The organism is Acinetobacter sp. LT1 (assembly GCF_059800965.1).
The window spans coordinates 286,283-307,155 of record NZ_JBBAXE010000002.1; the positions used below are offsets into that span (position 1 = coordinate 286,283).

The following is a 20,873-nucleotide window of genomic DNA, read 5'->3' on the forward strand; positions in this document are numbered from 1 at the left end:
AACTATAGATTTGAGCTATAAAGTTACCACAAAATAAAGTCTATAAAATTGTGCTTAGGTCGAAGCATTTCTTTAGAGATTTGCTTCAACTCTTTGTTGAATGGTTTTGATAACCTGATCTAATGCGCTTTGAATTTTAGTGTTCCATTCAAAAGAACAGTTAATTCTCAAATAATGCTGCTGTGAGGGTAAAACACTAAACAGAGGACTTGGGGCAACGCCAATGTCTTGCTGAATCAACTCTTCATAAACTTGCATACTGTCCAGCGTACTAGGAAGTTTGACCCATAGAAAATAGCCACTTGGGTAGTAATACACTTCGCAAGAGCTAGGTAAATGTTGCTTTAAATAGTGATAAAACTGCTTTTTATAACGCTCAAGTGAAAGTCTAAGTGTACGCAAGTGCTTTTCATAATGATGATGAGATAAAAACTCAACCAATGCATTTTGAATAAGTGCATTTACTGAAATGGTACTCATGAGTTGCAAGTGTTGAATATGATCTGAAAACTTACCCGCATAAACCCAACCGACCCGAAAACCTGCACCTAATGTTTTAGAAAAAGACGAGCAGTGAAGCACCAAATTTTGTTGATCAAAATACTTCATTGAAAGTGGTTTTTGGCCGCCATAAAAAAGCTCTTCATAGACATCATCTTCAATCAAATAAATTTGATGCTCATGAAGCAACTTGGCAATTTTATATTTAATGTCATCACTGACGGTAAAACCAATCGGGTTATGGGCATTCAGCATGAGCCAACAGACCTTGATAGGATAGGTTTGAATGACTTGTTCAAAAGCCTCTAGGTCAAAACCATGTTGCGGATGTTCAGGAATAGTAATCACTTTAAGTCCTAAACGCTCAGCGGCTTGCCAAGCGCCATAAAACACGGTTTGCTGTAATAAAATATAATCGCCAGGTTGAGCGACAGCTTGTAGCGAAAGGTTCAGTGCATCTAAACCTCCAGATGTAATGACAATGTCATCTGGATCGGTCTGTATGCCTTGCATACAGTAGCGCTGAGCAATCAGTTTTCTTAAGGCTAAATTACCGGGAGGCAAACTGGTTGTCTGGTCATAACTTTGTCTTTGACGGGCAAGCTGTCCCATAATTTGAATGAGTTTGGGTGCTGTTAAAAGCTGACTGTCCGGAAAAGCTGAACCAAAAGGTACGACAGATTCATGTTGGATTGATTTAAGATATTTAAAAACTAATGAATTAATTTCAATTTTAGAGTTTAGTGAAACAACCGAGTATTGTTCAAGTGGCTTTAGTGCAATTTGCTCGGCAACGAAGTAGCCAGATTTTTCTTTTGAATAGATCAGACCTTGTGATTCAAGCTCCTGATAAGCATTCATGACGGTCATTAAACTAAAACCAGAACGTTGTACCTGATCTCTCAATGACGGTAATTTTTCATGTGCATTTAAAGTGCCGCTCTCAATGAGTTGGCGAATGCTATGAGCGAGTTGTTCTGATTTATACATGTATGAGCTGCACGAAATAACAAAATGAAAGAAGCACTTAATCAATAATAAATGCCGTTTGCAGAATCTACAAACGGCATTTGTTTAGAACAATAGATTTACTTTAAGTAAGGGGCGGCATAAATCAAGATAACTTTAAACAATCCCGCAATCACAGCTAAGGCTAAAAAACCACCGAGCCATAGTAGAATAAACCATTGGGTTTGATTGAGTTTAACGGATGACTTTTTCATAAAACCCTCCATACTTAATGATAGCCTTCATCACCTACACGGACTTTGTCTCTAAATACCCAATAAGAGACAATGGTGTAAGCAATAATAATTGGAATCAAAATAAGTGCACCGACCAAAGCAAACATTTGGCTTGAATGTGGTGCTGCGGCCTGCCAGATTGTGACTGATGGCGGAATAATATAAGGCCATAAACTAATCACAAAACCAGTAAATGCAAGGAAAACAAGAGCCAATGTATATGCAAATGGTTTAAGGTCATGATCCTGTTTTTTACATGCTGATAAAATCAGACCAACAAACAATAAGACCAAAATAGGCACAGGGCTAAAATAAAACAGGTTTGGTAAAGAGAACCAGCGATCTGCAATTTCAGGATGAGTTAACGGCGTATATAAACTCACACCACCAAAAATAATGAGCAACGCAATAATCAGCTTTGGCATAAGCTCATACATACGTTGCTGTAAGCCTTTTTCGGTTTTTAAGATCAGCCAGCCACATCCTAAAGTGGCATACATCGCAACTACACCAATACCTGTAAAGATCGTAAATGGAGATAACCAGTCAAATGGACCACCAGCATAAATACCATTTTCGGTTTTGATTCCTTGAATATAAGCACCCAGAATAATCCCTTGGAGAAAGCTGGTTAAAACTGAACCCCAAATAAAGGCTAAATCCCAAAGGTGTTTGGTTCGATGAGCTTTAAAACGGAATTCAAACGCAACGCCGCGGAAAATCAGGGCAATGACCATGAAAATAATAGGCAGGTAAAGAGCTGATAAAACTGTTGAATAAACTAGTGGAAATGCTGCATATAGACCAGCACCACCGAGAACCATCCACGTTTCATTACCATCCCAGACAGGAGCCACGGTATTCATCATGACGTCACGTTCTTGGCTATTCTTAATGAAGGGAAACATAATCCCGATTCCTAAGTCAAAACCATCCATGACCACGTAAATTAAAACACCTAAACCAATAATACCGACCCATATTAAAGAAAGATCAATCATGATGTTTCTCCCCAGATTTTTGATTATCGTCAATGTTTTCATCGACAGCACTGAGTGGACGCATTGGTGTTTTAAAGTGTCCAACACCACCAGATTCAATAGTTGGTGTATCGATAAATACAGGGCCTTTATTAATGAGTTTTAAGGTGTAGTAAATACCGCTACCAAAAACGATGGTATAGACCACCACAAAAATAAAGAGACTAAGTCCAACCTGATCTGCCGAAACGGTATGTGAAAGCCCGTCTTTAGTGCGCATAATGCCATATACAACCCATGGTTGACGGCCTACTTCGGTAGTAATCCAGCCAGCCAGCATTGCCACATAACCCGCAGGCCCCATCACTACAGCAAATTTATGAAACCATGATGTTTCATAGAGTTTTCCACGCTTACGTAACCAAAGCGCAATTAAAGACAGAGTGGCCATGAGCACACCAAGACCCACCATCACACGGAAGCTCCAGAAAACGATGGTTGAATTTGGACGGTCTTCAGGTGCGAAATCTTTTAAACCTGTCACTTGGCCATCTAAGCTATGCGTTAAAATTAAGCTACCCAAATAAGGAACACCCACTTCGAAGTGGTTACGTTCTTCTTTCATATCTGGAATTGCAAATAGCAATAATGGCATCGGCTCATTGTGATTGGTTTCCCAGTGACCTTCCATTGCTGCAAGTTTGGCTGGTTGATGTTCACGGGTGTTTAAACCATGGTTATCGCCAATTACTACTTGTAAACATGAAGTCACAAGCACCATCCAGAGACCCATCGAGAACGATTTTTTCACCAATTCATCACGACGGCCTTTTACTAAATGCCATGCAGATGTTCCGACCACCAATAATGATGAAACCAAAAAGGCGGCTGCACCCATGTGGGCAAAGCGGTAAGGGAAGGATGGGTTAAAGACAATTGCAAACCAGTCTTTTGGCACAATAATGCCATTTTCGATAGCAAAGCCTTGAGGGGTCTGCATCCAGCTATTAGAAGATAAAATCCAGAACATGGAAATACATGTTCCGATGGCAACCATAAGTGTTGCGAAGAAATGGGCTCGAGGACCAACACGTCCCCAACCAAATAACATAATGCCTAAGAAACCTGCTTCTAAGAAGAAGGCACTCAAGACTTCATAGGTAAGTAAGGGACCAGTAATACTTCCGGCGACACGTGAAAATTCACTCCAGTTAGTACCGAACTGGTAACTCATGACCACGCCCGAGACCACACCCATACCAAAGGCAACGGCAAAGATCTTAATCCAGTATTTAAATAGATCTTTATAAATCGGGTTTTGGGTTCTTAACCATTTCCATTCTAACACTGCTAAAAAGCACGCAAGACCGATGGAAGTGGCCGGAAAAATAATATGGAAGGATACTGTAAAAGCAAATTGTATTCGCGCTAATTCTAGAGCGGTTAGACCGAGGCTCATAAACTTTCCCCCTGTGAACTAGCTGATGATGATTGAATGAGTTAAATACTTATTTTCAGGCAACAAAGTATTTTGGCGATTAAACTTACTTCTGTGATAGATCTTCTTAGCAAGTAAAATGCCAACAGGGTTAAGCAATATAATTGCTTGATATTCCAAGAGAATAGACTGATTGATTGTTCTCAATCTGTTAACAAAGTTTATGCTTGATGTTGCATTTGTAAAAAAGCATGTTGCATTGAAACATTGATGAAATATCTGGCGATATGCAATAGATCGTCTCATGAAAACTACCTACCTTAAGAAGTTTCCTTAATCATGCACTTACTAATTTTGTATATGTAGATACAGAAATTTTTTATAAAACTATAACAGTCTGGAGCACTCATGAGGTGTGCTATAGTTTTTTTTCAAATATCTGTAGCTATGTATCCATTCTTCAAAAGTCCAAAATAAATGAACAAGATTTACGAATGGCCAAAATCACTCTCCAAAATACAGCGAATGCGACTTTGGGTAATAAGCGCAGAATAGTTTCTTCTCTTTTATTCCTTTGTTGTTTTGCGTGAGGTCTGGTTGTTACGTAGGTTATTAAAGACCTGATTTAAGTGTAGCTCTTCTAAAATAGCTTGGATGTTAAAAAATGTTTATTACTTCTCAACTCAATGTCCTGCATAAAATTATTAAAAATCAGCCTATTCCTCTATCTATATTGGCTCAATTAGAGCAAACCTACGTTAATTTTGAAGCTACTTTATTAAGAGCAAAAGTACTCAGAGACTTTTCTAAATCTGAAACAGTATATTTAATTCAATCTCATATTGAGGCACAGCAAAGTAGTGTGGCTTATCTATTTTCACCATTTATTTTTGCCAACTTAAACAAGGCCGCTATCTATACAACACCTGCAACTACGCCTGTGCTTTCTATTCTTAATAAATATTACCAAGCTGAGAAAAAAGCACTATTCAAAGTAGATGATGTTTTAGACAGCTTAAAAATTTATATAGATTTGGAACTTACAGAGCTTAATGAAGTTGAGTTTATTTATTTAAGCTTATTCAAAGCTCTGTGTCGAAGTGACCTCTCTACCGTTTTTTTAATTACGAGTTTAGACGTAGATGTCGAGCATTTAAAAGCACTGGAGCAATTTTTAAAGGTCAAAATTTATTGGATTAAAACCACAAAAGATGATGACTTAAAAAATCTCAATAGCTTAGAAATGCGGAAATTATTATTCAAAAATAAAGATGAAACTTATGTCAAATTATGCGCGAAATTTGCTCAAATGAACGCAGCGTTGGTTGGTTTATGTGACACTTTCACGACACATCAAATGACGCATCTAATTGATGATATGTTTTATTCAGAACATATTTTTGAAAAGTTATCCGTCTATTCAGAATATATACAAACACTTCTCCAAAGCCAGCAGAGCGTTCGGCAAAAAGAGGCGTCTTAGTCTTTGAGATACGAGCTTTTTATCTTTGTGTTTAGGTTCTTATATAAAGAATGAATACAGTTATAAAAAAATAATCGTTTTCATGTGAAATAAATATTTTATGGTAAAAGCAAAGCAATATTGGTTTTACTTACATGACAAATTTAAATTTTGAGCATCATCTCGGTTCATTAACGCACGCTGCCCTTAGTCAAGCTTCAATCATTTCTCGCGTGTGGGGAGAAGGGCCTACATCACGTTATGATGAGTTGGCACAACATTTCAGACCAACTTTTGCCCGTATTAAAGAAGGGGCTTTAATCCGTGAGCAACAGCATATTTTGCCTTATGAACAACTTCAGTGGCTTAAGGATATTGGTTTTACACGGCTAAGACTTCCCAAAGCTCATGGTGGCTTTGATGCAACCATTCCTGAATTATTTGCCTTACTCATTGAACTTGCAGAAGCCGATTCAAACTTACCGCAAGCTTTGCGAGTGCATTTTGGTTTCACTGAAGATGTCTTAGTAAGTAAAGACAAAGCGTTTCAACAGCGTTGGCTTAGCCGAATTGCAAATGGGGAAACAGTAGGCAGTGCATGGTCTGAAGGTGGGAAAGAGTCAATTGATCAGTTCGAAACTCATTTGTATCGAGACAGTGACGGAAAAATTCGTGTTAAGGGTAAAAAATATTACACCACTGGTAGTCTATATGCAGACTGGGTAGATGTGGGAGTAACAGATTTAAAGGGTGAGTCTGGCTCGGTCGTTGTGCGCCGTGAAGATGAAGGTGTCGAAATTGTTGATGACTGGAATGGCTTTGGTCAGCAACTCACTGCAAGTGGTACAGCATATTTTCATGATGTATTGGTCGATGAAAATGAAATTTTACCTGATGATGACCGCTTTAAATATTCAGCGGCTTACTATCAACTGGTTCAACTGGCAATCATTACAGGTCTAGGACGTGCTGCAACCTATGATGTTTCTCAAGCTGTTGCTAAACGTACTCGAAACTACACGCATGCAAATGCTCAATTTGTAAAACAGGATCCGCAAATTTTACAAGTTGTAGGCCAAATCCGTGGCGCGGCTTACAGTGCAGGGGCGATTGTTGAAAAAGTCGCACAAAGCTTACAACGTGCTTACTTAGCTGCATTTCAAAATAATGAGCAGCTTGAAGAGGAGCAAAATGCGCTTGCCGAACTTGAAAGTGCGCAGTCTCAAACGGTCATTACCGATCTAATTTTAAATGCTTCTACGATTTTATTTGACGCTTTAGGTGCTTCCGCAACAGACAAAGATTTAGGCCTAGATCGATACTGGCGTAATGTACGAACTTTATCTTCACATAACCCGAGAGTATTTAAAAATAGAATTGTAGGTGATTTTAGTGTGAACGGCACATTACCTCCGTATCAATGGCGAATAGGGAATGTTGCTAAACAATAAATTATAGTTTTAGATATTAAGCTGCTGCTTTTAGCGGCTTAATATTATTTTGATTGTTTAAATTAAATTATAAAAATCTATTAGAATAAAATCATATTTTGTTTGGGGTTTATATTATAAAGAAAACATAAAAATTGCTTTAGTATAAAAATAAATAAAATGCTGGCGAATATTTTATGACTAAGAAAATTAGTTTTAATGCTTTTGAAATGAATTGTATTGCCCATCAATCTCCTGGATTATGGCGACATCCTCAAGATCGATCTGTTGAATATAAAGATTTAGAATATTGGACAGATTTAGCACAAATTCTTGAGCGTGGTTTTTTTGACGGTATTTTTATTGCAGATGTGCTTGGTATTTATGACGTTTATCATCAAAGTGCTGAACATGCCTTAACAGGTGCGGTACAAGTTCCTGTCAATGATCCACTACAGATTGTGCCAGCGATGGCAGCAGTCACAAAGCACTTGGGCTTTGGTGTCACAACTTCGATTTCCTTTGAACATCCTTATCCTTTTGCTAGGCGTATTAGCACGCTAGACCATTTAACCAAAGGGCGAGTTGGTTGGAATATCGTGACGTCTTATTTAGAAAGTGGTTCGAAAAACTTGGGCCTAAAAACTCAGGTTAATCATGACAATCGTTATGATATTGCTGATGAATACTTAGAAGTCCTTTACAAACTTTGGGAAGGCTCTTGGGAAGAAGGTTCGGTACTTCGTGACCGTGAAAGCGGTATCTTTGCTGACCATAAAAAAGTGCATCCAATTCAGCACGAAGGTAAATACTTTACTGTACCGGGCATCCATATTTGTGAACCATCACCACAGCGGACGCCTGTACTTTACCAAGCAGGTGCGTCATCACGCGGGCAGAAGTTTGCTAGTCAAAATGCCGAGTGTGTATTCATAGCAGCGCCGTCTAAAATTGCCACTAAAAAAGTGGTACAGGGCATTCGCCAAAAATTGGCTCAAGAAGGCCGCGACCCGTACTCAGTTAAAATTTATGCGCTTTTGTCGATTGTCACTGATGAAACCGATGCAAAAGCTCAGGCTAAATTTAAAGAATATCAAAGCTATGGAAGTTATGACGGCGCTTTAACTTTGCTGTCTGGCTGGTCTGGTGTCGATTTTTCACAATATCAACCGACCGATAAAGTTGAATATATTCAAACCAACGCGATTCAATCTTTATTAGATTCTTATGTAAATGCGGACCCAGAACGTGTTTGGACTATTGAAGAAATTGCAAACTGGAACAGCTTAGGTGGGAATGGACCTGTGTTAGTGGGTTCGGCAGAAACAGTTTCGGATGCTCTACAACAATGGGTTGAAGATACGGATATTGATGGCTTTAACCTTGCCTATATTTTGGCGCATCAAACCTTTGCTGATGTAGTTGAGTTTATTGTTCCAGAGTTGCAAAAACGAGGGGTATATCAAACCTCATATGCACAAGGAACATTAAGAGAAAAATTATTTGGTGCTGGGCCATATTTGCCTGAAAATCACCGCGGTGCAAAATATCGTAATCTAAAGGAATTAAAACTTGCTGAGGCAAGTTAATATTTTGGAAAACCTTTAAATAAATAGCTGGTTAAATGCCAGCTTTTATTTTGTCTTTTTATATCCATTTTACTGCTGAGTTAATAATGAAAAGATAATTCTATAATTTAGATTAAAACATCAGATTAATTTGTTTTTGTATTATGTGAATAATCATTATTTTGTTCCTGTTATTAAAATTCAGGAATTATTAAGTGAGCACACAAGAACTCGATCATAACCATCGTTATGAAATTAAATCTCCCGATGATGTTTCACAATTAATTTCCAAATTTGCAGGGAAGGGTAAATCGAATAAAGTTATTTGGTTGGCACTGATTGGGGTGTTTATTGATGCCTACGATTTAACAACGCTGTCCTTTGGTATTGAGCAAGTTATCTCAGAGTTTTCTTTAAGCCCTGTGATGACTGGTGTGGTGGCTTCAGCAATTGTCTGCGGAACCATTGTTGGTAACCTGATTGGTGGTTGGCTGACAGATAAAATTGGCCGTTATCGGGTCTTCATGGCGGACATGGTGCTGTTTGTCATTGCGGCAATTGTCGCTGGTTTTGCACCGAATGTATGGGTTTTGATTTTAGCCAGATTTATTATGGGAATTAGTGTCGGTATTGATTTGCCTGTGGCAATGTCATACTTATCTGAGTTTTCCAAGTTTAATGGAAGTAGCAACAAGGCAGCGCGTTTAGCAGCATGGTGCCCAATGTGGTATGCCGCTTCTTCGGTATGTTTTGGTCTAGTTCTGGCGCTTTATTTTCTTTTACCTCCTGAGCATAGCAACTGGTTATGGCGAGCATCTTTAATTTTTGGAGCAGTGCCAGCGTTACTCATTATTTTTATTCGTGGTAAATATTTAACTGAATCACCCATTTGGCTTGCAAATCAAGGCGATTTAAAAGGTGCAGCTAAAGTTCTACAAGATTCCTATGCAATTAATGCAGTCGCTACAGTTGAAAAAGTAGAAAGAACTGCTGAAAAGAAAAAGCGCGAGGGGTTTGCGGTTTTATTTAATAAAACCTATTTGCCAAGAACTATTGTGGCCATTGTGATTCATATTTCGGTGGCATTTCAGTACACGACCATTGCCTTCTTTTTACCTTCTATTTTAACGCGATTCTTTCATACAGATGTCTTGACGACCATTACTACAACACTCGGACTCAATTTGCTGTTTGCATTTACGGGCGGGCTGTTAGGTGTATTTGTTGCTAGCAGATTTAAATCTCGTCATGTGTTGCTTACAGGCTTTTTACTCCAGTTTATAGCCCTCATTGCCTTAGCATTAATTGGTGAACCCGGTAATAGCTTTTTACTCTACACCGCAATTGGCATGCTCGGTTTGTGGCTTTTTGCTGAAGGTTTTGGGCCAGGTGCACAAATGATGGTTTATCCAACTATGGCTTATCCAGCTTCGATTCGTGGTGTTGGTGTTGGCTTTAACCGTGCAGTAACGGGTGTTGCTCAAGCAATTGCTTTGTTTGTTTTACCGATCTGGATGGCGGGATATAAAACCGATGTTTACCTGATTATTTCTATTTTTGCGTTTATTCCTTTAATTGTGATTGGGCTACTGATTAAGTTTGAGCCTACCGCCCAAGATGTCGATGTGATTGATGAAGATAAAACAGAACTTCCTCTCAATAATTCACCAGTAATCGATTAGAGTAAAAATAAATATCTAGATAAAAACAAAGGCCAACATCTGTTGGCCTTTGTTTTTGGAGTTAGAAGTAATAAGCAAAAATTACAAACGCTTTTTTGTTCCATTTATCGTTGGTTCCACCAGCCGCTAGACCTTCGCTATCTCCTAGATATGGATCATGTTTACCCATCAGCAACTCGGCTTGTACTGTCAATTTTTGATAGTTAAAGGCAATGCCGGGAATAAAACGGGTGGAGTCTTTAAACCCGTCTTGTTCTTTTCGATAAGAACTATAGTTTAGATAAGGGCGAATAGAGGTAATTGGGCCAAATTGCTGAGGAAATAAATAGCTGAGCTCGGCTGAGTAAATCTGACCTTTGGTTGCGGAGTTAAATGAATAATCGAAACCGCCCAAAGTCAGATGATCTTTATATTCAGTGTCGGCATTATCAATGTCTTGATAACCAGCCAAAAGCTGTAAATTCCATTGATTATAATTGGTATTGCTAAAAACCGAATAGACTTGGCGATCTCCATCTTCGCCTGAGCGTTTATTTTCAATGGTGGAGTACCATGCAGAGGCGCCCAATTGCGTAGAGAAATTTTCTTGGCCTAAGACATTTTTAAAGGTATGAGCACCGCGAACAACAATTGAGTTCTTTTCTTGGGTATTGGTGCCTTGTGGTACTGAGTCGTCCGCATTGACAGGGTTTATACTAAATCGACTCGAGTCTTTGCTTTTACCTCTATAGGTGCCACCATCGGTAGGATAAAAGGCGAGTTGTGCTTCATTGATTCCATCATTGAAATCATATTTCACCCCAAGGTTGTGTACATCTTCCCAACCTGCACTATTGGCAATGCCTAAATAATAAGTATTTCCCCAAAAGCGACCCAAGCCAAAAGGAACTGGGTTTAAGCCTGCAATAATTTTACTGTTGTCATTAATTTTATAACCCAACCACGCATCGGTGAGCCAATTGGCATCGCCTAAACGCCCGTAATATTCATAAACCCGATAATCTAGGCGGCCTATCCATTTCGGAGAGTTGTAGTCCAGCCATAAGACCGCATCATTAAAAGAAAATTTACTGGTAGTGGGATCTGAGTCAAAATCATAAACATATTTAGCTCGAACAGTACCGCTTACTTTAAGTTGACCTTCTTCAGCATTGCCAAAGGTAAGGGCTGCATGACTTGAGAGGCTGAATGTAAGCAAAGACGTTGTAATTAATGTTTTTGTCAAAATTTGAGAATGTTTAAACAAAAGAATTTTTCTCCTCTTAAAAATAAAAATTAAATTTGCCTCATGTATAAACCAGAAAAAGATTTGTCCAAATCTTAATATTTGCAGAAGATTCAAGATAAAAAGATAATAAAATCTGTACTTTATATAAAAGAATGAAAATTAATGAGATGCAAAACCCTGGATGCGATAAGCAAAAATAAAAATGATGAAATGAGTAGGATAAAATACTTAGAAGATGTGTGTCAGCCTTTTCACATCTTATCTTTTGTGAATATCGTTTTTAGTTATTGATATATAAGTATTTTAATTTTTATTTTAATCTGTAAGTTTACTTAGAACTTGCTCTTTACCAAAAGATAAAAACTTATAAGGAAAAGTTATTTATAAAAATTAGATAAGCAACTCATATTTTTTTATTTTTCATTATAAAGCCGGCTGCATACCATGGGCTTATATTATTGAAAGATCATGAAATTATGAGCACGAAGACCAAACCGTTGATTATCACGGCAATTGTAGTAGTCGCAATTGTTGCATTTATCGTATGGCAAAATAAAAAAGACAATAATACAAGTGCTTCAGTTCGTGACAACAAACCTGTTGTGATTGCTTATCAAACTGGGGTTGACCCAAGCAAAGTGGCGCAGGCGAATGGGGAATATGAAAAACATAGTCAACGAACCATTCAATGGAAAAAATTTGATGCGGGTTCAGATGTTGTAAACGCACTTGCTTCAGGTGATGTCGTACTTGGCAATATTGGTTCAAGCCCACTTGCTGCTGCGGCAAGCCGTGATTTACCGATTGAAGTATTCTTAATTACATCAAAACTTGGCGCATCTGAAGCATTAGTAATAAGTAATAAATCAGGCATTAAAACTCCTCAAGATTTAATTGGCAAAACCATTGCTGTACCGTTTGTTTCAACAACCCATTACAGCCTTTTGTCTGCACTTAAACATTGGAACATTCCAGAAGACAAAGTAAAAATTATTAACTTGCGTCCACCTGAAATTTCAGCTGCTTGGGAACGTGGTGATATTGATGCTGCTTATGTTTGGGAACCTGCTTTAAGTAAAGCCAAAGCATCTGGTACGGTTTTAACCGACTCGAAACAAGTGGGTGAATGGGGCGCTCCAACTTATGACTTATGGGTTGTACGTAAAGACTTTGCAGAGAAAAATCCTGATTTTTTAAAAGCTTTTGTCCAAACCACGCTTGAGCAGCTTGAAAAATATAATCAAGATCCAGCCGCTTACGTTAAAGATGCCGATAACGTGCAAAAAATTGCGCAGCTCACAGGTTCTGATCCAAAAGATATCCCGCTTTTATTAAGTGGAAATATTTACCTTGACCACGCTCAGCAAAAACAAACGTTAGATGGTGAATTCGCGCAAAATATTTTTGATACAGCGAAGTTCTTAAAAGGTCAGGGCAAGGTCGATCAACTGAAAGCCGATTATAAAGGCAATGTGAACTCTTCATTTTTGCAGCCTTAAGGAGTTGTCATGAGTGTACTAGAAGCCAAACATATTCATCTGACTTTTCCTAAACAGCAAAAGCCAGTTTTACAAGACATTAACCTAACGATTGAAGAAGGTTCTTTAATCGTGATTTTGGGCGAGTCAGGTTGCGGTAAAACAACTTTGCTTAATATCTTGGCAGGGTTTCAAAAGCCAAGTTCAGGTGATGTACTTGTAAATCATGAGGTCGTAACTGGTCCAGATGTAACCCGCGCTGTGGTGTTTCAGGATCATGCCTTACTTCCTTGGTTGAATGTTGCAGATAATGTTGGCTTCGCTTTGCAATTAAAAGGTTTAAAGCGTGCAGAGATTGAGAAACAAGTGAGTGCAATTTTAAAAATTGTGGGTTTAAGTCACGTTGAAAAAGCCAATATTTGGGAACTTTCTGGCGGTATGAAACAACGTGTTGGTATTGCCAGAGCTTTGATCAGTCATGCGCCGTTTATTTTATTAGATGAACCTTTTGCCGCATTAGATGCTTTTACGCGTGAAAACATGCAGCAGTTAGTGCTCGATTTATGGATTCAACAAAATAAAAGCTTCTTTTTGATTACTCATGACATTGAAGAAGCATTATTGCTCAGCAATCAGCTGGTATTGATGACAGCGCACCCGGGCAAAATTGTAGAAACTCTACATCTCGATTTTGCTAATCGATATCGTCAAGGCGAATCTATTCGTTCGATTAAATCGGACCCTCAATTTATTCAGCTCAGAGAGCAGTTATTTGAAAGTTTAAGAGCACAAAAACAAAGCGGTAAGGAGGCGTTACCTACATGAACACTAAAGATAACGTCTACGAATATGACAAAGCAGAGCTTAAACCTGAGTTAAATGTGCAAACAGAAAATGCTTCATTTCTATCGTCATTTTTTGAGAAGCATCGAACTTTGGCGGTCAGCATAATCAGTGTGGGAAGTGTAGTTGCACTCTGGTTCCTCATTACTGCTTTGCATGTTGTACCTGAACTGTTTTTACCGAGTCCACAGGCAGTCTGGCAAAAATTTATATCGGTTAGCCAAGAAGGCTTTATGAAGGCTACTTTGTGGCAACACTTGGCAGCCAGTATCTCTCGTGTATTTTTAGCTCTGATTGCTGCTGTAGTGATTGGTGTTCCGCTGGGTTTGTGGATGGGGCTGAACAAATGGGTTCGCGCTGTTCTAGATCCTTTGGTTGAATTATTGCGTCCAATTCCACCGTTAGCTTATTTACCCTTACTCGTGATTTGGTTTGGTATTGGCGAAACTACAAAAGTACTTTTGATTTTCTTCTCGATTTTGGCGCCTGTCATTATTAGTAGTGCGCATGGCGTGTTAAGCCATCAACTTAATCGTGAACGTGCGGCATTGTCGCTAGGGGCAAGTCAGTCACAAGTCTTTTGGCATGTCATTTTACCAACCGCTTTACCTCATATTATTACCGGTATTCGTATTGGTCTTGGGGTGGGCTGGTCAACATTAGTTGCAGCAGAGTTGGTTGCAGCGGACCGTGGTATTGGTTTTATGGTGCAATCGGCAGCACAGTTCTTAATTACCGATACGGTGATTCTGGGCATTATTGTGATTGCGATTGTCGCAGTTAGTTTTGAGCTGTTTTTACGTTGGTTACAAAAACAGTTTTCTCCTTGGTATGGTCAGCAGTTGTAGTAAAGAAGATGAATACAGTAGTAGCAAACTTAAATATAGAAGTGATCAAGCCTACCATTGGCGCAATTATTCACAATATTGATTTGAATGCGTTAAATGAACAGACAACGCAACAAATCCAGCAGGCTTTGCTTGATCATCAGGTCATTTTTTTTCGAAAGCAACAATTAGCACCGCAAGCACAAGCAGACTTGGCCCGTAGTTTTGGCAGCTTACATGTGCACCCGATTTATCCTTCAATTGAAGATGTACCGGAGGTGATGGTGCTCGACAGTTGGAAACAAGATTTGCGTGACAATGAACTTTGGCACACAGATGTGACTTTTAGTAAAACTCCACCTTTAGGTTGTGTGTTGCAAGCTATAAAAATTCCACCTGTAGGCGGTGACACGTTGTGGTCGAGCAACACAGCAGCTTTTAAAGGGCTTCCGCTTGAGTTGCAGCAAAAATTGCGTGGCTTAACTGCAACGCACGATATACGTAAGTCTTTTCCGCTTGAACGTTTTGCCCATAATGAAGAAGAACGTGAAAAGCTTTTGCAAACATTTAAGCGTAACCCACCAGTGGTTCACCCAGTGGTGCGTACCCATCCAGTTACAGGTGAGCCTTTGTTGTTTGTAAGTGAGGGCTTTACCACTCGCATTAATGAGTTACCTGAACAAGAAAGTGAGCAATTACTTGATTTCTTGTTTGAACATGCGACCCAAGAGCAATTTCATTTGCGTTGGAAGTGGCAAGATGGTGATATCGCGATTTGGGATAACCGTTGCACACAACATAAAGCATTATTTGATTATGGCGATGCTCATCGCATCATGCACCGTGCAACTATTAACGGTGATGTGCCATTTTATAAAGAAGAACAACAGCCAGAGTTAGCAGAGGCTTAATTCCTTTAATTATTCTTTGTTTCAATTCCAACTCTGAGTTTTGAGCTGGAATTGAAATATTAACTCTTTAGCGCATTCCAAATCCTGACAATAGGCCTGTGTAGTTCTTTATAGGAGGTGAGGCCCAATCACCAACTTTGCTGGTTTTTAAATTTAACTGAACTAACATTTCAGCTTGTTTAATTGCTGCTGCAACGCCGTCAATAACAATCACTCCTAACTCGTTTTGTAGTTTTAGGCATAAATCACTCATACCTGCACAGCCCAAAACAATCGCATCGCTTTTGTCTTCAGCGAGTGCTTTTTTGCATTCATCTCGTATGGTTCGATAGGCATTTGAGTCAGGAAGCTCTAACTCTTCAACTGCAATGTCACAAGCTCGAACATTTTTACAGAAGGGTTGAGCGCCATAGCGATGAGCTAGATGCCAGCTCATATTCACTGTGCGTTGTAAGGTTGTGACCACACTAAAACCAGTACTTACATAACTTGCAGTTCGCATAGCTGCTTCGGCAATCCCAATCACAGGTGCTGAAGTCATTTCACGGGCAGCATAAAGCGCAGGGTCACCAAAACAGGCAATAACATAAGCATCTACACCTAGAAATTCACCTTGGCGAATTTCCTCCAGCACACCTACTGCACTTAGAGCTTCATCATAATAACTTTCAATTGTTGCAGGGCCCATTTGAGGACTCACTGCAATAATTTGAGTATCAGAACCTGCGACTATCTTTGCTGATGTTGCAATTTTGTTAGTCATGTTTTGAGTAGTATTGGGATTAATAATTTTAATTTTCATTGTACTTTTGCCTTCGTCATTGCCGATTTAGCATGGGCAAGCGGTTGATTAAGAAATCGGTAAATGACAAAACCGAATCCCATCCCAATAAACCATGTGAAATTAGCTAGCCCTGATAGTTGTGGTAAAAGCACACATAGAATAGGAATTAATGAAGCTGGAATTAAGGCATAAAAGGCAGAGTGGTTATAACCATTTTTGTACCAATACAAACCTTTGGTATCTAAGGTATATAAATCATCTACTTCGATTTTTTGTTTTTTAACGAGGTAAAAATCGGCTATCAATACGCCAAAAAGCGGACCGATAAATGCACCTAAAATATCAATGGTGTAATGGATCACTTGAGGGTTATTAAACAAATTCCATGGGGTAATGAAAATTGAACCTACTGCTGCAATCATTCCACCCATGCGCCAGCTAATTTTGCTCGGTGAAACGTTGGAAAAATCAAAGGCAGGTGATACAAAGTTAGCGACAATATTAATCCCAATGGTGGCAATCATTAAGGTTAAACTGCCTAAAATAACCACAAATGTATTATCAAGTTTTCCAACCATCTCGACAGGGTCTGTAATGAGTTTGCCGTAGACTGGAAGCGTTGCCGCAATACACACCACAGTAAGTAAAGAAAAGCCTAAGAAATTAATCGGTAGTCCAAGAAAGTTTCCCATTTTTATGGTATTAAAACTTTTGCCATAACGAGAAAAGTCACCAAAGTTCAGCATTGGTCCAGAAAAATATGAAACAACAAGCGCAATAGCACCAATCATGACTGGTACAACCGCAAAACCGTCGTATTGAACACCGCTTAGGTTTAAATCAATATTCTGCCAGCCAGCTTTCCAGATGAGCCATACTGCCATCGCAAACATCACAACATAGACAGCTGGACCTGCCCAGTCAATAAATTTACGTATGCTGTCCATGCCAGACCAAAAAACAATCGCTTGCAGTAACCAAAGCAGCATGAAGCTAACCCAGCCTAAATAGGAAAGCCCAAGAAAGCCGTAAGTTGAAACATCAGCATAGACTGACCAGTCTGGAAAGAACTTTAAAATGACTAATAAGAATGCACTTGAGGCCAAATAGGTTTGAATGCCATACCATGCAACAGCGATAAGACCCCGAATAACAGCAGGAATATTTGCACCAAGCACACCGAAAGTGGCACGACAAATAACAGGATAGGGCGTGCCTGTTTGTTGGCTAGACTTGGCAATCAGATTTGTAAAAAACTGAACTATAGCAATGCCGATGAGTAAAGATAAAAGTACCTGCCAGCTATTTAGCCCAAGTGCAAAAAGGCTCCCAGCCATGACATAGCCACCGACACTATGAACATCAGACATCCAAAAGGCAAAAATATTATAAGCGCCCCAAGTTTGCTTTTTTAAAGGAGCTAGGTCTTGATTTGTTAGCTTTGCATCATAAGAAGATTTAATTATTGCTTCGGTATTATTCATCTTGAACACTCACTTCCCTTATGTTGGGCTGGCACGTTCTTCAGCAGCTTGAAATTCTGGCTAAAAGAATGAAATTAAAATTGTGCACAATGTGATATTTGTATTGTGCACAATTTTAATTGAGCAAAAGTTATGCCAAATTTAAGAAGTAGCGCTTATGAGTTATTTAAACTGGTATGAATTTTGGATATGAAGAGACAAATTTATAAAATGAGAAGTGCTTAATTTTTTATAAAAAGTAAGTAAAGTTAGGTGTATAAGTGGATATTTAGAAGTCTAATATTGAATTGTTTAGCTCAACATTAGTGTTTTGGAAATGAGAGCAATATTCCAAAACGCTTAAGTTAAACTTACACTACAGTTATTAGATAAAGTTTTAAAAAGAGGAGGCGTTAATAAAAATGGAGAAATCAATGCCATCAAATGCACCAAAAAAAGCCTTAGAAATGAGCAATGATGAAATTGATGACCATATATATAACGCTATTGTAGATGCTATTTTAAATAGGCAACTTGCCCCTGGCGCACGTTTAATTGAAGCACCTTTATGTGAAGCTTTCGGTGTAACGCGAGGAGTGCTAAGACGTGTTTTCGTCAAACTTGCACATGATAAGGTTATCGAAATTCAGCCCAATCGTGGAGCACTCATCGCAAAACATAGCGCTCATGAGACAAAAGAGGTCTTTGAAGCACGCAGCATGCTTGAAATCGCCACTGTAAAAAAGTTAGCTCAAAAGTCACATAACTTAGATTTTAGTGAGCTTCGAGGCTTAGTAGATCAAGAGTCTCATGAGCGTTTAGCTGGCAATTGGGCCGAGTGGATTAAGCTATCGGGGCAATTTCATTTAAAGCTGATTGAAGCAAATCAAAATACGATTATGACCAGTTATTTGCAGACGCTTATTGCAAGGACTTCATTATTAATTGGCTTATATGAAATTCCAAAACATAATAATTGTTCGGCAGATGAACACCGTGCAATTTTAGATGCGATTGAACAAGGCGATGAAAAACGAGCAACTCAATTGATGGAAGAGCATTTAGAACACTACGCGACGACATTTATTGAAGAAGACAGCACAGCGTCAGCAGAACAAAATTTATTAAATTTATTTAAAAATAAGAAGATTGAATCCATTTAAACTAACTAAAAAATAATGGGGCCAATTCTTCTGGAAAAGGCCCAGATTAGTTATTTTATGGGAACGATTTGACGTGTTAGAAAATCAATAAATAATTTTACTTTCTTCGATAAAATCTTACGGTTTGGCCATGTGACATATAGGTGAAGCGGCTGACTGGTGTAGTCTTCCAAACATTTCTGTAATTTACCTTCTTTGTAGTAAGGCTCCGCAATAAACTCTGGAAGAAAAACAATGCCGTGGTCTTTCAAACACATATCTAATAATAATTCACCATTATTACAGGTCATCACAGGGAAGCAATTAAAGGACACTTCTTTTTGATCTTTTTGGAAGATCAACTTCTTATGTCGACTATCCTGATAGTAAATTAGAAACTTATGTTCTTTAAGTTCTTCTAATGAATCTGGCAATCCATGCTGATTAAAATACTCAGGTGTTGCATACAAATATCGTTGATAGGTATTTAATATTTTACTATTTGCCAAATTTGGAGGAGAGCCATCTACACGAATTGTTAAATCAAATTTATTATTATTCATGTCTAATAGCTGATCAGTCATGAATAAATCAATTTTGATGCTGGGATATTTCTCTATAAAGTCCGAAATGATATGTTGAAGAAAAATGTTGCTAAAAGACATTGGCGTATTGAGCTTGAGTTCACCTTCCGGGTACTGTTGGTTATAGCTAATTTCGTAGGCAGCCCATTCAAACTCACTTAAAATGACTTTGCTATGCTGATAAAACTTTTCTCCACAAGAGGTGAGGTTCATCTGTCTTGTGGTTCGGGTTAGCAGTGTAGTTTTTAGGTCATTTTCGAGGTAGCAAACACGTTTGGCCACTAAGTCACGAGAGATGTCGAGTGCTCTGGCTGCGCTACTAAAATTCCCATGTTCTACGACACTTACAAAAGTGGAAATACAGTCTAATCGATCCATGGATAAGCAAAAGTTAAAAAAATATATATCAATGATTAAACTATAAAAATTAAAAAGCAATCAGTGATTTTATTGTATTCGTACAGCATACAGATTCGTGCTGATTTGCTGTCTATGCTTTTACATTTTTATCTGTTTTGATAATGACCAGTAAGCAATTTTAATGCATTACTCATAAGGAATAATGGAGTTTACCCATGAATAAGTCACTTTTAGAACAACTTTCACCAACAAATTGTCAGGTTATTTTTATTGATCATCAGCCACAAATGGCTTTTGGGGTACAGTCAATAGATCGCCAAGTATTAAAGAATAATACTGTAGGATTAGCAAAAGCAGCTAAAACATTCAATATTCCTGTCACCATTACAACGGTTGAAACTGAAAGCTTCTCTGGTCATACCTATCCAGAACTTTTAGATGTATTTCCAGATGCTCCATTACTAGAACGTACTTCTATGAACTCATGGGACGACCAAAAAGTACGTGATTCGCTTGCAAAAAATAATCGTAAAAAAGTGATTGTTTCAGGCTTATGGACTGAAGTGTGCAACAACACCTTTGCTTTTGGTGCGATGCTTGAAGGGGATTATGAGATTTATATGGTCGCGGATGCTTCAGGTGGTACATCGAAAGAGGCTCATGACTATGCCATGCAACGCATGATTCAAGCGGGTGTTGTTCCAGTAACTTGGCAACAAGTATTACTTGAATGGCAACGTGATTGGGCACATCGTGATACGTATGATGCAGTTATGGCAATTGTCCGTGAACACTCTGGTGCTTACGGTATGGGTGTGGATTATGCTTATACGATGGTACATAAGGCACCTGAGCGTACAACATCAAAACATGAAGTACTTGCACCAGTTCCTGCAAAATAAAACAGTACTGATTTAGGTAAAGGCATGTCTAGTATTCAATATTTAA

18 protein-coding genes are annotated in these 20,873 nt (G+C 38.6%); 10 read left to right on the forward strand and 8 right to left on the reverse strand.

Annotated features, from left to right (window positions below; genetic code table 11):
* Positions 1-72 precede the first annotated feature (72 nt).
* From WBW42_RS03085 to WBW42_RS03100, 4 genes are all read right to left on the reverse strand, one after another.
* Positions 73-1,491: an aminotransferase-like domain-containing protein gene (locus WBW42_RS03085; RefSeq protein WP_032056340.1), complete on the reverse strand. Its 1,419-nt coding sequence runs from the start codon at positions 1,489-1,491 to the stop codon at positions 73-75.
* Positions 1,492-1,589: 98 nt separating this feature from the next.
* Positions 1,590-1,724 carry a hypothetical protein gene (locus tag WBW42_RS03090; protein WP_000749813.1) on the reverse strand — a complete coding sequence of 45 codons (135 nt, stop codon included), beginning with the start codon at positions 1,722-1,724 and terminating at the stop codon, positions 1,590-1,592.
* A 14-nt stretch (positions 1,725-1,738) separates the two neighbouring features.
* Entirely contained in the window at positions 1,739-2,746 is a 1,008-nt protein-coding gene (cydB, locus tag WBW42_RS03095; protein WP_032006713.1) for a cytochrome d ubiquinol oxidase subunit II, read from the reverse strand.
* Positions 2,739-4,184, reverse strand: coding sequence for a cytochrome ubiquinol oxidase subunit I (locus WBW42_RS03100; protein ID WP_032056337.1), 1,446 nt, complete (start codon positions 4,182-4,184; stop codon positions 2,739-2,741). Before WBW42_RS03100 ends, cydB begins: the two co-directional genes overlap by 8 nt.
* 643 nt (positions 4,185-4,827) lie before the next feature.
* Between WBW42_RS03100 and WBW42_RS03105 the strand changes: the two genes are divergently transcribed.
* The 4 genes from WBW42_RS03105 (at position 4,828) to WBW42_RS03120 (ending at position 10,305) form a co-directional block, all read left to right on the forward strand.
* On the forward strand, positions 4,828-5,646 hold the full coding sequence (locus WBW42_RS03105; RefSeq protein WP_032056335.1) for a hypothetical protein: 819 nt from the start codon (positions 4,828-4,830) through the stop codon (positions 5,644-5,646).
* A 134-nt stretch (positions 5,647-5,780) separates the two neighbouring features.
* On the forward strand, positions 5,781-7,076 hold the full coding sequence (locus tag WBW42_RS03110; RefSeq protein WP_032056333.1) for an acyl-CoA dehydrogenase family protein: 1,296 nt from the start codon (positions 5,781-5,783) through the stop codon (positions 7,074-7,076).
* Between the two features lie 176 nt (positions 7,077-7,252).
* The gene (locus WBW42_RS03115) at positions 7,253-8,644 is read left to right on the forward strand and encodes an LLM class flavin-dependent oxidoreductase (protein ID WP_004642499.1); all 1,392 of its coding nucleotides are present in this window, start codon (positions 7,253-7,255) and stop codon (positions 8,642-8,644) included.
* 194 nt (positions 8,645-8,838) lie between these two features.
* A complete protein-coding gene (locus WBW42_RS03120) occupies positions 8,839-10,305 on the forward strand; it encodes an MFS transporter (RefSeq protein WP_032056331.1) in 1,467 nt (488 codons plus the stop codon).
* A gap of 61 nt (positions 10,306-10,366) precedes the next feature.
* On the opposite strand, the gene WBW42_RS03125 is transcribed toward WBW42_RS03120, so the two are convergent.
* Entirely contained in the window at positions 10,367-11,551 is a 1,185-nt protein-coding gene (locus WBW42_RS03125; protein WP_032056329.1) for a hypothetical protein, read from the reverse strand.
* 440 nt (positions 11,552-11,991) lie between these two features.
* On the opposite strand from WBW42_RS03125, the gene tauA reads away from it, so the two are divergent.
* From tauA to tauD, 4 genes are read left to right on the forward strand one after another with little or no spacing between them, the layout of a single operon-like run.
* Positions 11,992-13,032, forward strand: coding sequence for a taurine ABC transporter substrate-binding protein (gene tauA, locus WBW42_RS03130; protein ID WP_080776902.1), 1,041 nt, complete (start codon positions 11,992-11,994; stop codon positions 13,030-13,032).
* Positions 13,033-13,041: 9 nt separating this feature from the next.
* Entirely contained in the window at positions 13,042-13,836 is a 795-nt protein-coding gene (locus tag WBW42_RS03135; RefSeq protein ID WP_032056325.1) for a taurine ABC transporter ATP-binding protein, read from the forward strand.
* On the forward strand, positions 13,833-14,702 hold the full coding sequence (gene tauC, locus WBW42_RS03140) for a taurine ABC transporter permease TauC (protein WP_001092656.1): 870 nt from the start codon (positions 13,833-13,835) through the stop codon (positions 14,700-14,702). Before WBW42_RS03135 ends, tauC begins: the two co-directional genes overlap by 4 nt.
* 8 nt (positions 14,703-14,710) lie before the next feature.
* The gene (tauD, locus tag WBW42_RS03145) at positions 14,711-15,592 is read left to right on the forward strand and encodes a taurine dioxygenase (protein WP_032056322.1); all 882 of its coding nucleotides are present in this window, start codon (positions 14,711-14,713) and stop codon (positions 15,590-15,592) included.
* Between the two features lie 67 nt (positions 15,593-15,659).
* Here tauD and WBW42_RS03150 read toward each other — a convergent pair whose 3' ends face one another.
* Both WBW42_RS03150 and WBW42_RS03155 read right to left on the reverse strand, forming a co-directional pair.
* Positions 15,660-16,394 (reverse strand): aspartate/glutamate racemase family protein, encoded by a 735-nt coding sequence (locus WBW42_RS03150; RefSeq protein ID WP_032056320.1) that lies wholly within the window; start codon positions 16,392-16,394, stop codon positions 15,660-15,662.
* Entirely contained in the window at positions 16,391-17,860 is a 1,470-nt protein-coding gene (locus WBW42_RS03155) for an NCS1 family nucleobase:cation symporter-1 (protein ID WP_032056318.1), read from the reverse strand. The genes WBW42_RS03150 and WBW42_RS03155 overlap by 4 nt, the downstream gene beginning before the upstream one ends.
* A gap of 401 nt (positions 17,861-18,261) precedes the next feature.
* Here WBW42_RS03155 and WBW42_RS03160 point away from each other — a divergent pair, with 401 nt between their 5' ends.
* On the forward strand, positions 18,262-19,002 hold the full coding sequence (locus tag WBW42_RS03160) for a GntR family transcriptional regulator (protein ID WP_068938180.1): 741 nt from the start codon (positions 18,262-18,264) through the stop codon (positions 19,000-19,002).
* A gap of 50 nt (positions 19,003-19,052) precedes the next feature.
* On the opposite strand, the gene WBW42_RS03165 is transcribed toward WBW42_RS03160, so the two are convergent.
* Positions 19,053-19,943 carry a LysR family transcriptional regulator gene (locus tag WBW42_RS03165; protein ID WP_032056314.1) on the reverse strand — a complete coding sequence of 297 codons (891 nt, stop codon included), beginning with the start codon at positions 19,941-19,943 and terminating at the stop codon, positions 19,053-19,055.
* 197 nt (positions 19,944-20,140) lie between these two features.
* Here WBW42_RS03165 and WBW42_RS03170 point away from each other — a divergent pair, with 197 nt between their 5' ends.
* Positions 20,141-20,827 carry a hydrolase gene (locus WBW42_RS03170; protein ID WP_001043290.1) on the forward strand — a complete coding sequence of 229 codons (687 nt, stop codon included), beginning with the start codon at positions 20,141-20,143 and terminating at the stop codon, positions 20,825-20,827.
* Positions 20,828-20,873: the final 46 nt, after the last annotated feature.